The organism is Desemzia sp. C1, assembly GCF_020882875.1.
In the GTDB taxonomy this organism is placed as follows: Bacteria; Bacillota; Bacilli; order Lactobacillales; family Carnobacteriaceae; genus Desemzia; species Desemzia incerta.
On record NZ_JAJIZP010000003.1, the window covers coordinates 606,767 to 619,386 of the forward strand.

The following is a 12,620-nucleotide window of genomic DNA, read 5'->3' on the forward strand; positions in this document are numbered from 1 at the left end:
TCCTTCTGTTTGTTTTATTCTTCTTCAGCAATACCTAGATACTTGTCTACTGCTTTTCGAACACTTTCTACTTGCAATCCGTACACTACATGAACATTTTGTCCTTTGACGATGATTCCATTAGCACCTGTTTCATTTTTCAAAACAGACTCATCAACTTTATCAGGTTCTTCTAAGACTAATCTTAATCGTGTATAGCAGTTTGTGACTGATTGAATATTATCTGCTCCGCCTAACGCTCCGACGATCGTGCTGGCTAAGCCAGTATCTTTTGTTCCTGTTTGTGTTGCAACATCTTTTGATCCTTTGCTTTCTTTGTAATCTTGTTTTGAATACAATTTTGTTTCTTGACCATCATCTTCACGTCCAATGGTTTTCAAATTCAATTTGGTGATCAATAGACGGAATGTAAAGTAGTAAATCGCAAAGAACATTAATCCGACAACAATATACATGATCCAGTTGGTTTTTTCTTGTCCAAGAGGAATGTTGTATAAAATAAAGTCAATAAAACCATTTGGTCCGATTGCTCGAACGTTGAATAAGTTTAAGACGACCATACTCAATCCGCTCAATACTGAATGCACAACGAACAAAATCGGCGCAATGAACATGAACGAAAATTCAATTGGTTCTGTAACTCCGGCGATAAAAGATGTTACCGCTGCTGGAATCAAGATAGCTTTCGCTTGTTGTTTTTTCTCTGGACTTGCTGTTTGGTACATTGCCAAACATGCACCGATCAAACCGAACATTTTAGAGATTCCACGTGCATCCCAGATAACACTTGGAGAAAGAACGGCTACATTCGGATCCGCTATTTCAGCAAAGTAAATGTTTCTAGCTCCTTCGAAAATTTGGCCCCCAACTTCTTGAACTCCTCCTAATGAAGAGTATAAGAACGGTGTGTACACTAAATGGTGTAATCCAGTAGGAATTAATAATCTTTCCAACATACCATATAAGAATAATCCAAAATTGCCGCTTTGATTGATCAAGACTCCCAAGTTGTTGATACCCATTTGGAAAAATGGCCAAATATAAGTAAAGGCAATGGCTAATAACACAACGACTGGGATCAAAACAATAAATACAAAACGTGATCCGCCGTAAATTTGAAATGCATTATTGAATTCTTTGTCTACGTATTTATTGTGGACCATTGCTGTGACGACACCCAACAAGATTCCCAAGAATACACCCATATCTAAGACTTGAACGCCTAGAACAGATGCTTGCCCCGTTCCTTGCAAAGATTCTGCTTCAATCAATAATCCAGATAATTCCATAAATTTATTCATTGCATTGATAAATACTAAATAACCTAAGACAGCTGTAAACCCTGCTTCAGCTTTCTTTTTCTTCGCTAAACCAACCGTTAACCCCACACAGAAAATCAATCCTAAGTTGCTTAAAATGGATACTAATGATCCAGATAAAATAGTGCCAAAACCTGTGGTGATTGGATTATCCATAAAGGGAACGGTTTCAATTAACCGCTGATTGGTAAACACGTTTCCTAAAGCGATCAAAATCCCTGCGATCGGTAATATCAGTACAGGAATAAACATAGCTTTGGAAAATCGCTGCAGCCCATCCATCATTTTTTCTTTCATGTCTCTTCTTCCTCCTTATCTCTTTTCTTGCTGTCCTTATCTTATGATGAAACCCCTTTCTTGTACAGGTAAAACGACCACAAAAAAACGTGTTTCCTAAAACAGAAACACGTTTCGCTTTTATTTATCTTGCACGGTGTTTTTTTCATCTAAATAAGCTTTAAACAAATATTCAAACATCATCAGTAAACTAGGGAAAAATGTATTAGGCAGCATGTTTCGATCATCCAATTCATTTCGGTCATAAATTTTGAAATGGATATCAGACAATTCTGCTACTCGATTAGGTTCATTTTTCGTAAAGGAGACTGTGCAGATGCCCTGTTCCTTAGCAGATGTTAACTTGTCGATGACTTGCTGAGTCTCTCCTGATTTGGAAATGACTACAAAAGCACCAATGTCTTCCAAGTTGTTTTCAAATACCCCTATTGAATCCGTCCCGGAAGCAAAAATCGTTTTCTTGCCCAATACCAATAATTTCTTATACAAATACTCTCCTGCGATCGCAGAAAAACCTGTTGCATAAATAAAAATATATTGTTGTTTGAGATTTAAGACTTTCTGAATAAAACGGTCTACACTTTCTCTCGAGTTGTATTGAAAAATATCATCCAAATCGAATTTGAAAATGTCTTCGGGACTTTTTTCTGATGGCTGCTGTGTATGAGACACTTTAGGCAGCAAATGATAATACATATCTACAAAGCCTGTGTAACCCAATTTTTTCGACAGCCGAATAATAGATGCCGGGGAAGTAAAGTTCACCCGTGCAATTTCTCTGACACCCATTTGCAAAACCGTATCCATATTATCGATCACATAATGCAGTATCTTCTCGTCTAACTCAGTAAGCTGCTTTCCTGCAACCAACTTGTTTAAGTCAATCACCTGTCATCCTCCGAACTTAATTCATTTCATTTGTCAACGCAATGATCCGATCGACACTTTCATTTAAATAGCGGATCGTGTCATCCAACGCTTTTGTAGTAGTAATATCTACTCCTGCTACTTTAGTTGCCTCGGCTGGTTTCAATTGACCGCCTAAAGCTAAGAATTTCAACCAATCGTCTACTGCGGATTGGCCTTCTTCTTTTACTCGCAAGAATGCTTGAGTAGCAATCGTCAAACCGGCAGAATAAGTATACGAGTACAGTCCCATATAATAATGGATTTGACGCATCCATGTCAACTCGGCACCGTCATTAATTTCTACTGCTTCGCCCCAGAACTCTTCTAAAACGGCACGTTTCAATTCGCTTAATTTGCCAGCATCAAATCCTTGTCCAGCATCTATCAGCTTATAGACTTCTCGTTGATAAGCTGCCTCCAATAAATGAGTGATGTAATTGTGGAAATACGTTTTAGAAATCATTCGAGTCAATGCGAAACGTTCCATTCTTGGGTCTGTGCTGCTTTCTTTTAATGAGTCCGTCAACAACAATTCATTGAAAGTCGATGGAGCTTCAATCATGTACAACGACATCCGAGCCGATAAAATAGAGTTGTTCGCGCCTGACAACACACCTTGACCGGCATGCCCAAGTTCATGAAGCAGCGTGTACACATCTGTCAGTTGATCGGTCCAAGACATCAAGATATATGGATGCTTACCGTAAACCGTTGCGCAAAACGCGCCTGAGCGCTTCCCTTTATTTTGAGCAAAATCGACCCAGCGTTCTGGATAAGCTCTCATGATCATATCTACATAATCCGTTCCTAAAGTCGAAAGAGCCTTTTGTACAAGATCTTTTGATTCTTCAACGGAAACGGTAGGCGCAAATTCATGATCTAAATCGATCTTGATATCTGCATACGTCATTTTATCTAATCCATTTTCCTCTTTGACATGAGTGATGTATTTCTGCATCACGGGTGCTAAGTCTTTCATGATCACATCTATTTGACGATCATACATTTCACGTTCGACTTGTTGATTGTATAATAAGTAGTCAAAAATCGAGTCAAACCCGCGCATTGTCGCTATCGTTTTTTCTTTTTGCAATTGAGTGTAGTACGTTTCAGCCATCACGTTTTGGTATTGTCCCAATACTGTGGAGAATTTGTCAAATGCAGCCCGGCGAACAGCCGTATCCGGATGGTACATGTAATATTCTTCATACAATACGAAACTAAGCGGATATTCTTTTCCCTCTGCCGTAAATGTTCCGAAATCCATATCTGAAGAGCGGATCTGCTCGAAGATCGATTGCGGAGCACTTAAAACAGGATCTAGCTGCGCTAAAGCTTTTTCAACGGCTGAATCTAAGTGGATTGCTTTTTCATCTTTGATTTTTTGAATGAAAACAGCATAATCAGGTTCCTCATTTGCTACTTGGTCCAATATCTCCGCTTCACTTTCGACCAATTCAGAATGGAAGAAGCTCAATGTCCCGCTCCATTCAGCGATCAAGTTTCCGATCCATCGGTACAATTCCATATTCTTAGGATCGGAGATATCCGCAGAAACAGGTAAGTAAGCGTAATAATTCAACCACATCTCTACTTGTAAAATGGCTTCATACTCTTTGATTGCTTCTTTAATGGTTTCTGCGGTTGATAGTTTCCCCTCAAACTTCTCCGCAAATTTTTCTACAGCTGCTTTTATCTCTTCCACTGCTGCATCAAATTCAGCCCGTGAACTGTAAATCGCAGATACATCCCACGTTAAAGCTTCTGGTACTAAAGATCGTTCTTGTAATCCCTTTTCAGTCATCCAATCTCTCCCTGTTCAATAAAATAAGTTTGCTTTCACTAATCTTTCATTCCATTTTAACATTTACCGGAAAACTTGTCTCCTTTCTATCGAAAAAATAAGCTGTCTTTCTTCATTTTCTTATACGATTGAGAGAGCCGGGTTTCTATTCTTAGGAATTTAGTTTGTATGTTAGAATGAGCATGAAGAAGATAATTTGGAGTTTTAGGAGGGTATTGTTAATGACGTATGATTTTACAACACCGATCAATCGAAAACAAACTGGTTCTGCAAAATGGATCCAGATGAACCATTGGAATCCTTCTCTGGATGACACGATCTATCCATTATCTGTTGCGGATGTCGACATGAAGTTGGCTCCGGAAATCATTCAAGGGCTAAAAAATTATCTCGATACTGCTGTTTTAGGGTACGATTTGCCTACCGAAGAATATTATAGCGCAGTGATCAACTGGATGAAAAAACAGCACGGATGGTCCATCAAAAAAGACTGGATCATCACTATTCCTGGGGTCGTGACTTCTTTTTATTCTGCTATTAGAGCTTATACAGCTCCTCAAGATGGTGTATTAGTCTTATCACCTGTATACTACCCTTTTTATTCTTCCATCGAAAAAACAAAACGTACGATCGTTAAAAGTTCATTGATTCAAAAAGGAACTCGTTATGAAATTGATTTTTCTGACTTGGAAGAAAAATCGAAAGATCCTAAAAATAAGTTGCTGTTGTTTTCCAATCCGCACAATCCTGTAGGCAGAGTATGGACAACAGAAGAATTAGCAAAAGTAATAGAAATCTGTAAAGCGAACGATGTGATCATCTTAGCTGATGAAATTCATCATGACTTAGCTATGCCTGGACACACTTTTGTTCCTATGGCGACGGTCACAAAAGAAGCAGCTTCTATCTGTATTACTGCCACAGCTGTCAGCAAATCCTTTAATCTCGCAGGATTGAAAAATTCTAACATCATCATTTCAGATGAGCAGTTAAGAAAACGATTCTTGGAAGATATGGAAATGGTCGGTCTAGACAGCGGCACTAATGTCGTCGGTTTGAAAGCCACTGAACTAGCCTATACTGTAGGAGAGCCTTGGTTGATTGAGTTTAAAGAATTGATCTGGACGAATCATCAAAAATTAAAAGCCTTTTTACATCAAGAATTACCTGAAGTAACTGTTTTCGACTTAGAAGGCACCTTTTTACAATGGCTGGATTTTAATGCTTTCGGCCTTTCAGCAGCAGAATTGGAGCGCATTATGCATGAAGAAGCTCTAGTCTTTGGAGATGAAGGGTACATTTTTGGGGCGGAAGGCAATGGGTTCGAACGGTTAAACCTTGCCGTTCCCACCAATGTCTTGATGGAAGCCTTGCAACGCTTGGTTGACACCATGAAAAAATACCGCTGACAGTCGTCAGCGGTATTCTTTTGCAGTCGGCTTTTAAATTTGCGCGCGTTTTTGCAATTCTGTTAAGATATCTTTTCCGTGTCTCCATATAATCCAAGCAAACATCAACATACTCATCAATAGAGACAGTTGTGCGGGAAAAGCCCATGTAGTCCAATTGAAAAACAAGAAAGTTGCCGGCAGAAATCCGAGCAGCGTAGCCGTTAAAAGATACAAGATATAGTCCCCGACTTTTAAGTGAACAATCCTGACCGCTATGAACATCGCTATGAAAGCACTGATACAAATGATCGGGATTGCATACGTTGTTGACCACGCACTCCAACCTGCCATGTAATCTAAATACACACACAAGAGAGACGTCGAAACGATCAAGTAAACAATTCCTTTAGCAATATTTCGCCGTTTGCGAATGATGATCAATGCAACGAGCCACAGACTCATGATGCCAAACAAAGAAATTCGCAGCGGACCTAACGGACTAGGAAAGAACAGCCCCAGTGTGAATACCACTAGAATAATCAGTAATGACAGCAGCATCAATCGTTGAATGACTTTCTTCTTATCAAATCGTAAAAGGACGTCCGGATAAGGACTCATAGAATCCACTTTGCTGTCTGCTTCCAGTTCTTGATGGCATAAAGGACATCGATCCCAATCTCCTTTGACGCTCACTTGACAATGCGTACAACGCTTCATCAAAAGTCCCCCCTTAATTCATCCGCTTGTGTTTTATTTGCAGCCAGCGTTACTTCTACCCCGGCAGAGGTCAGTTCTCTGACAAATTGTTGTTGGATATCCGTATCAATGAATGGGGAAGTAAATGAAATGGTCAACTGATCCCCATGGCTAATAACCGAAAACTGAGGTCTGACAGCAGAGGTATGAAAATAAAGTCTGTTGACATATCCATCAATCGATTGAGGAAATGCCACTCTGCCTAAGTTGGACATCGCTACAGTCAAGTTTCGGTTATTGGAGTAATTGATGATCTTTAATACCCCATCTTTTATCGGTCTCGGTATCACGCGATTTATTGGATTGTATTCATACGAAATCAATCGACTCAGTCTTCTCTCTAAGCTTTCCTTGCTTAACTGCTGGCTCATTTGCTTGGCCAACGATACACAAATTTCTTTTAGTTGGGGATCACGTTCTTGGGTGTACGTGTATTCTAATTTTACGGTACTAAAAAAGTTGCGGGCTGAATTGGATGGGTAAAATTGCCGCAGATTGACCGGCACAGAAATAGCTATAGTGTCTCTTATCTGAAAATCTGACTTGGATTTTCGAATGGATTCAAAAAATAGGGCAATCAAGTAAATGGTCAAGGTAGCTTCTTCTTGATGCGCTAAATGCAATATTTTTTTTACCGGCATTTCCAGTTCGATCACCTTTGTCCGGTTATCAGCTGTTTTTTCTCCTTTGATACGGTAAACTCGTCGTTTTTTTGTAGGGACAGTTCGATCTTTCAGTAAAGCACGACCGAATTTTTCCCCATATTTAAAAGCTGCTCTTTTGCTGGTCCTGGCAAAATTGCGCAGCGCAGACTGTGCAGACTCCGTAAAGGTTTGTTGTCCATTGTGACGGAAGTACGTTACGAAACTGTCTTCCAAATGATGAACTTTAGCTTCTATTTGCTCTTTCTTTATTACATCCAACGATTCAGGATAACGCAATAAAATATATTCCTTGATCAAGTCTTCAAAAAACCATAAAGCCCCTGTTCCATCGCTCAATACATGAAATACTTCTAAGTGGACCCGGTTTTGATTATAAATCACTCGAAACAACAACTCTTTTTGGTCAAAGTGATACAATTGCGAACATGGTGCTAAAACTTCCAGTGCCACTTTGGGGATGATTTCTGTATGCTGCAAATAATACCAAAAAATCCCTCTTCGCAACACACTGTGGTACAACTTATACTGCGCATAGGTCTGCTCTAAGGCTTTCTGCAAACTGATTGGATCTATTTTATCCTGCATTTCCGCACTCAAACGGAATACTTTGGTATCGGTCGTCGACATCGCAGCCAAAAAAATATTCGATGCATTATCTAAGCGTACCCATTCTTTTTGTTTCGGTTGTTCCTTTTGTTTCACCTGTTTCACCCCCATTAAGCGGTATTCCTATTCTCTATCCAAAAATGCATTGATCACTTCATAAGCTTCCACTACCGGTTCAACAAATGTAGGATACGTGATGAACCCGTGGACTATTTCTTTGATCCGATGGATAACCACATGATTCCCTGCGCTTTGAAGCTTCTCACCATAGGCTTCCCCTTCATCTCGTAAAGGGTCAAACTCAGCCGTAATGATCAGTGTATCCGGCTGACGGCTTAAATCAAATGCCATCAAAGGAGAGATATATGCACTTTGTCTGATTTCCAAATCAGGTGAATAGAGTTCCATATATTCTTGCATTTTTTTAGCAGTTAATCCATAATCATACCCATTTGTTCGTATAGACTCGAAAGGCGAATTTTCTGTATGATCCCAATAAGTGACGGGATACAATAAAATCTGTTTGGCAGGTACGATTTTTCCTTCATCACGCAATTTCAAAGAAACTGCCGCAATGAGATTGGCACCAGCTGAATCTCCTATCAACGTTAATTTGGAAGCATCCGCTAACCGTGTTAATTCCAAATGGTTCAATAAGACATCTATGACTTGGTAACAATCTTCCAGCCCTGCTGGGTAAGGATGTTCCGGAGCCAGACGATAATTGACTGAGTAAACTACCCTGCCAGTCAATTCAGCCATATTGATGCAAGTGGTCGTGTAGGTATCAATATTCCCCGTTACCCAACCTCCGCCATGAACAAAAACCAGTACATCTTCATGACGCTTTTCTTTCGGATGAAAAACTCTTACGGGTATGTCATGCGAGTGATTTTTAGAATAAATTTTGTGATCCAAAATAATGTATCCTTTTTTCGGTCCTTTTGAAAAAAGCTGCTGCATCTTGCGGACAAACTGATAATCTTCTTGCATATTGATTTTTGGAGAAGACATCAATTTGAGAACAAATTTAAAAAATGGATTCATGAGTGTGCTCCTTCTACAGCATCATACTTTTGGATGACTGTTCTGTTACCTGTTGGTTTTCTTTTATTTTACTAGAGATGGCTCTATTTTGAAACACACAGCTCAACTATTCGTATATCTTTTCTTCCGCTTACTCCCCTACCCAAACCGCTACGTTTTCTTTTTCGGTTCTTCGTCAAATAGGGTTGATGAGAAAATTTTACACAGACTAGGCAACTTGCTTAGTCTGTTTTTCTTTCTCCGGTAAATATAAGCGCGTCATTAATAAAATCCGATTACGGAAGTTGGTGTAATTTCGGTAACCGAACGCCGTTCGTTTTAGGACTTTAATTTTATTATTGATTCCTTCGATAGGACCATTTGTTAAATGGGGGTATTTAAACGTATTCTGGACAAGTTTGAGGTGTTTTCTCAACGTTCTGAGTACCCGTTGCAATCCTCTTGAAATGGGTTTGATTTTTGCTTGGTTGAGAACATATGTAAAGTGTTCCCACTGATTATTTGTTAAAGCGTAACGCAGATTTTGAATCACAGTATATGTTTCTTTTAAAGTTTCATTGAACGACATTAAGTAATCCACAATAGATTGCGTATTAGTTAAGTAATCGAAAAGCTTAAACTTAGCATACTTGGAAGAAGTTAACAGGGTTTCAGATTTTAAAGGCAGTTTCCAGTATCTTTTATATTTATTATAAAGACGGCCATCTTTATAGCGGTATTCATTCATGACGGTTACTCTGCATTTATTTAGCTCTCTGTTTAAAGCCTGAACGATATGAAAGCGATCAAAAATAATCGCTGCATTGGGAAAGAGAGCCGGAATTAATTGGATGTAAGGTTCGTACATATCAATCGTTACCGTCTTTACTTTTTTTCGGACAGGTAATGAGAACCGTTGGAAATAACGCAATAACTCACCTTTTTGTCTATTCGCTACAACATCTACAACCCTATGGGTCAGCGCATCACAATAAATAAAACTCATCGAAAATTTAACCGAGTTGACACTTTTAAATTCATCAAAACTGAGGTGATCCGGCAAAGAAGAAACCGGTCGAATTTTTAGTTTTTCAGCCGTTTGAATGATGACGCGATGCACCGTATTCCAAGATACCGAATGTTCTTCAGCAATCATTTTCACAGATTTTATTTTCGTTGCTTGATCGGCGATGTGTTGTTTGACACGAGTAGAGACAAAGCAGTCTTGATCGACAATAGCTGTTTGAGCAGTAAAAGCAGAGAGGCATTTTTTACAGAAGAAACGTTGTTTCTTTAACATTAAGTAGGCCGGTAGGCCAGACACATGCATTAGCGTTAGACGCGATGTTCTAGTGCCATTTTTTACAATAGAATAGTGCTCGTTTTTAGTCCCACATTCAGGACATCTTTCTGGAATATAGGATAACTGAGCATGATAAAACAACGAGCGTCGACCTTTATACATCTTTTCTTCAACGGTTTCTCCATCAAAATAAATATTTTTGTCTTTTAATTGCAGTGTATTTGCGATAAACTGTTGCATATGGACGTATCTCCTTTAATTTGGTTTGGCGATTAAATTATATCGGAGATACGTTCTTTTTTCATTACATACGAAAAAATACGGTTGGTGGAAAAATTATCCATCAACCGTATTTATTATAGAACCTCTTTTTCTATGGGGAGACTTATTTAATTTTAGGTAAAAAAAATACGTACTTCAAACTGAACAAGTTGTTAGTTTGAAGTACGTATTAAAGTCTATCGTTGTGTTTAATACCGGCGGCCGGAATCGAACCGGCACGCCCTCAACGGGCACTGGATTTTGAGTCCAGCGCGTCTACCAATTCCGCCACGCCGGCATGTGTTTTGCCTACAAATTTTATCACTTATAAAACAAGGCGGTAACCGGATTTGAACCGGTGATGAAGGTTTTGCAGACCTCTGCCTTACCACTTGGCTATACCGCCAAAATATATTAAAAAACTGGGCTAGCTGGATTCGAACCAGCGCATGAGGGAGTCAAAGTCCCTTGCCTTACCGCTTGGCTATAGCCCATTAAAGGGGCGACTGATGGGGATCGAACCCACGAATGCCGGCGCCACAAGCCGGTGTGTTAACCACTTCACCACAATCGCCATAATAAAATAAAAAATGGAGGGGGGCAGATTCGAACTGCCGAACCCGAAGGAGCGGATTTACAGTCCGCCGCGTTTAGCCACTTCGCTACCCCTCCAACAATGGCTCGGGACGGAATCGAACCGCCGACACCTTGAGCTTCAATCAAGTGCTCTACCAACTGAGCTACCGAGCCAACTTAGAAGTTTTCGTTTATGTATTCTGGAACCAATGGAGGTTAACGGGCTCGAACCGCTGACCCTCTGCTTGTAAGGCAGATGCTCTCCCAACTGAGCTAAACCTCCAAAGATAAGGTTGTTGCAAATAAATGACCCGTACGGGATTCGAACCCGTGTTACCGCCGTGAAAGGGCGGTGTCTTAACCGCTTGACCAACGGGCCAGTATGATAAATAAATTACAATGAACATAAAACGGAGAAGGAGGGATTTGAACCCTCGCGCCGCGTTAGCGACCTACACCCTTAGCAGGGGCGCCTCTTCAGCCACTTGAGTACTTCCCCAATCAACGAAAAAGTTTACTTAAATTTATGTTTATGCAATGGGCCTAAATGGACTCGAACCATCGACCTCACGCTTATCAGGCGTGCGCTCTAACCAGCTGAGCTATAGGCCCATAAAAAAAGCGGGTGAGGAGAATCGAACTCCCATCATCAGCTTGGAAGGCTGAGGTTTTACCACTAAACTACACCCGCATAAACGGTCTCGACGGGAATCGAACCCGCGATCTTCTGCGTGACAGGCAGACATGTTAACCCCTACACCACGAGACCTTTGTTGCTATTTTCTATTGCTTATAGAGCAATATATTGCGGGGACAGGACTTGAACCTGTGACCTTCGGGTTATGAGCCCGACGAGCTGCCAACTGCTCCACCCCGCGATAATATAAATGTTTCTACCCACAAAAAGTGAGTTAAGGAGGATAAGGGATTCGAACCCTTGCGTGCTTTTACACACCTGACGGTTTTCAAGACCGTTCCCTTCAGCCGGACTTGGGTAATCCTCCATGACTTAGGTAAGTATTAAAAGTAGCGGCGGAGGGGATCGAACCCACGACCTCCCGGGTATGAACCGGACGCTCTAGCCATCTGAGCTACACCGCCATAATTAAATTAAGAAAGGTTGTTACAATGGAGCCTAGCGGGATCGAACCGCTGACCTCCTGCGTGCAAGGCAGGCGCTCTCCCAGCTGAGCTAAGGCCCCTAGAAAGAAATCGGGAATACAGGATTCGAACCTGCGACCCCTTGGTCCCAAACCAAGTGCTCTACCAAGCTGAGCTAATTCCCGTATACTCTGTAACACTCTATAAAAGAGATGTACCCAGCAGGAGTCGAACCTGCAACCGCTTGATTCGTAGTCAAGTACTCTATCCAATTGAGCTATGGGTACAAAATAAATGGTGCCGAGGGCCGGAATCGAACCGGCACGGATATCACTACCCGCAGGATTTTAAGTCCTGTGCGTCTACCTGTTCCGCCACCCCGGCTTTAATGAACAAGTTATTGTTTCTAGCAAAACTAGAAAGCGGAAAACGGGGTTCGAACCCGCGACCCCCACCTTGGCAAGGTGGTGCTCTACCACTGAGCTATTTCCGCAAATGGTGCCGGCTAAAGGATTTGAACCCTCGACCCTCTGATTACAAATCAGATGCTCTACCAACTGAGCTAAGCCGGCTTATGTAATAACATAAGTAAGTAATTAACCTACT

Annotated in this window: 8 protein-coding genes and 21 tRNA genes; 1 reads left to right on the forward strand and 28 read right to left on the reverse strand. The window is 40.7% G+C overall.

The features are described from left to right. Window positions 1-14: 14 nt before the first annotated feature. From LMF32_RS03310 to pepF, 3 genes are all read right to left on the reverse strand, one after another. Window positions 15-1,616 (reverse strand): PTS transporter subunit EIIC, encoded by a 1,602-nt coding sequence (locus LMF32_RS03310; protein ID WP_230523860.1) that lies wholly within the window; start codon window positions 1,614-1,616, stop codon window positions 15-17. 120 nt (window positions 1,617-1,736) lie between these two features. Next, the gene (locus LMF32_RS03315; RefSeq protein ID WP_230523861.1) at window positions 1,737-2,504 is read right to left on the reverse strand and encodes a MurR/RpiR family transcriptional regulator; all 768 of its coding nucleotides are present in this window, start codon (window positions 2,502-2,504) and stop codon (window positions 1,737-1,739) included. A 16-nt stretch (window positions 2,505-2,520) separates the two neighbouring features. Beyond that, window positions 2,521-4,329, reverse strand: coding sequence for an oligoendopeptidase F (gene pepF / locus LMF32_RS03320; RefSeq protein WP_230523862.1), 1,809 nt, complete (start codon window positions 4,327-4,329; stop codon window positions 2,521-2,523). A gap of 221 nt (window positions 4,330-4,550) precedes the next feature. Between pepF and LMF32_RS03325 the strand changes: the two genes are divergently transcribed. Beyond that, complete coding sequence (locus LMF32_RS03325) at window positions 4,551-5,738, forward strand: MalY/PatB family protein (protein WP_230523863.1); 1,188 nt, start codon at window positions 4,551-4,553, stop codon at window positions 5,736-5,738. 33 nt (window positions 5,739-5,771) lie between these two features. Here the strand turns inward: LMF32_RS03325 and LMF32_RS03330 are convergent, their stop codons facing one another. From LMF32_RS03330 to LMF32_RS03450, 25 genes are all read right to left on the reverse strand, one after another. Beyond that, window positions 5,772-6,437: a DUF6320 domain-containing protein gene (locus LMF32_RS03330; RefSeq protein WP_230523864.1), complete on the reverse strand. Its 666-nt coding sequence runs from the start codon at window positions 6,435-6,437 to the stop codon at window positions 5,772-5,774. Continuing rightward, the gene (locus tag LMF32_RS03335; protein WP_230523865.1) at window positions 6,437-7,843 is read right to left on the reverse strand and encodes an alcohol acetyltransferase; all 1,407 of its coding nucleotides are present in this window, start codon (window positions 7,841-7,843) and stop codon (window positions 6,437-6,439) included. The genes LMF32_RS03330 and LMF32_RS03335 overlap by 1 nt, the downstream gene beginning before the upstream one ends. Window positions 7,844-7,870: 27 nt before the next feature. Next, on the reverse strand, window positions 7,871-8,794 hold the full coding sequence (locus LMF32_RS03340) for an alpha/beta hydrolase (protein WP_230523866.1): 924 nt from the start codon (window positions 8,792-8,794) through the stop codon (window positions 7,871-7,873). 208 nt (window positions 8,795-9,002) lie between these two features. Then, window positions 9,003-10,316 (reverse strand): ISL3 family transposase, encoded by a 1,314-nt coding sequence (locus LMF32_RS03345; protein WP_230523867.1) that lies wholly within the window; start codon window positions 10,314-10,316, stop codon window positions 9,003-9,005. Between the two features lie 234 nt (window positions 10,317-10,550). Next, a tRNA-Leu gene (locus tag LMF32_RS03350) sits at window positions 10,551-10,635 on the reverse strand. A gap of 37 nt (window positions 10,636-10,672) precedes the next feature. After that, window positions 10,673-10,743: transfer RNA gene (locus LMF32_RS03355), tRNA-Cys, on the reverse strand. 16 nt (window positions 10,744-10,759) lie between these two features. Further along, window positions 10,760-10,831, reverse strand: a tRNA-Gln gene (locus LMF32_RS03360). Window positions 10,832-10,838: 7 nt separating this feature from the next. After that, window positions 10,839-10,911 (reverse strand) — tRNA-His (locus LMF32_RS03365). 17 nt (window positions 10,912-10,928) lie between these two features. Continuing rightward, window positions 10,929-11,009 (reverse strand) — tRNA-Tyr (locus LMF32_RS03370). Between the two features lie 5 nt (window positions 11,010-11,014). After that, window positions 11,015-11,087: transfer RNA gene (locus tag LMF32_RS03375), tRNA-Phe, on the reverse strand. Window positions 11,088-11,123: 36 nt separating this feature from the next. Further along, a tRNA-Val gene (locus tag LMF32_RS03380) sits at window positions 11,124-11,196 on the reverse strand. 24 nt (window positions 11,197-11,220) lie between these two features. Further along, window positions 11,221-11,292 (reverse strand) — tRNA-Glu (locus LMF32_RS03385). Window positions 11,293-11,324: 32 nt separating this feature from the next. Next, window positions 11,325-11,412, reverse strand: a tRNA-Ser gene (locus LMF32_RS03390). Between the two features lie 39 nt (window positions 11,413-11,451). Next, window positions 11,452-11,525 (reverse strand) — tRNA-Ile (locus LMF32_RS03395). An 8-nt stretch (window positions 11,526-11,533) separates the two neighbouring features. Next, window positions 11,534-11,604 (reverse strand) — tRNA-Gly (locus tag LMF32_RS03400). Window positions 11,605-11,609: 5 nt separating this feature from the next. Beyond that, window positions 11,610-11,682: transfer RNA gene (locus LMF32_RS03405), tRNA-Asp, on the reverse strand. Window positions 11,683-11,718: 36 nt separating this feature from the next. Further along, window positions 11,719-11,791, reverse strand: a tRNA-Met gene (locus tag LMF32_RS03410). Between the two features lie 36 nt (window positions 11,792-11,827). Continuing rightward, window positions 11,828-11,917: transfer RNA gene (locus tag LMF32_RS03415), tRNA-Ser, on the reverse strand. Window positions 11,918-11,940: 23 nt separating this feature from the next. Then, window positions 11,941-12,014 (reverse strand) — tRNA-Met (locus tag LMF32_RS03420). A 28-nt stretch (window positions 12,015-12,042) separates the two neighbouring features. Beyond that, window positions 12,043-12,115 (reverse strand) — tRNA-Ala (locus LMF32_RS03425). Window positions 12,116-12,125: 10 nt separating this feature from the next. Then, window positions 12,126-12,199: transfer RNA gene (locus tag LMF32_RS03430), tRNA-Pro, on the reverse strand. A 28-nt stretch (window positions 12,200-12,227) separates the two neighbouring features. Continuing rightward, a tRNA-Arg gene (locus tag LMF32_RS03435) sits at window positions 12,228-12,301 on the reverse strand. Between the two features lie 8 nt (window positions 12,302-12,309). Next, window positions 12,310-12,398 (reverse strand) — tRNA-Leu (locus LMF32_RS03440). Window positions 12,399-12,435: 37 nt separating this feature from the next. After that, window positions 12,436-12,507: transfer RNA gene (locus tag LMF32_RS03445), tRNA-Gly, on the reverse strand. Between the two features lie 3 nt (window positions 12,508-12,510). Next, window positions 12,511-12,586: transfer RNA gene (locus tag LMF32_RS03450), tRNA-Thr, on the reverse strand. Window positions 12,587-12,620 lie beyond the last annotated feature (34 nt).

Bases quoted from the DNA above. Each gene is read 5' to 3' on its own strand.
- LMF32_RS03310 (WP_230523860.1), bottom strand. From the start codon at position 1,616: ATGAAAGAAAAAATGATGGATGGGCTGCAGCGATTTTCCAAAGCTATG.
- pepF (WP_230523862.1), bottom strand. From the start codon at position 4,329: ATGACTGAAAAGGGATTACAAGAACGATCTTTAGTACCAGAAGCTTTA.
- LMF32_RS03325 (WP_230523863.1), top strand. From the start codon at position 4,551: ATGACGTATGATTTTACAACACCGATCAATCGAAAACAAACTGGTTCT.
- LMF32_RS03330 (WP_230523864.1), bottom strand. From the start codon at position 6,437: ATGAAGCGTTGTACGCATTGTCAAGTGAGCGTCAAAGGAGATTGGGAT.
- LMF32_RS03340 (WP_230523866.1), bottom strand. From the start codon at position 8,794: ATGAATCCATTTTTTAAATTTGTTCTCAAATTGATGTCTTCTCCAAAA.
- LMF32_RS03345 (WP_230523867.1), bottom strand. From the start codon at position 10,316: ATGCAACAGTTTATCGCAAATACACTGCAATTAAAAGACAAAAATATT.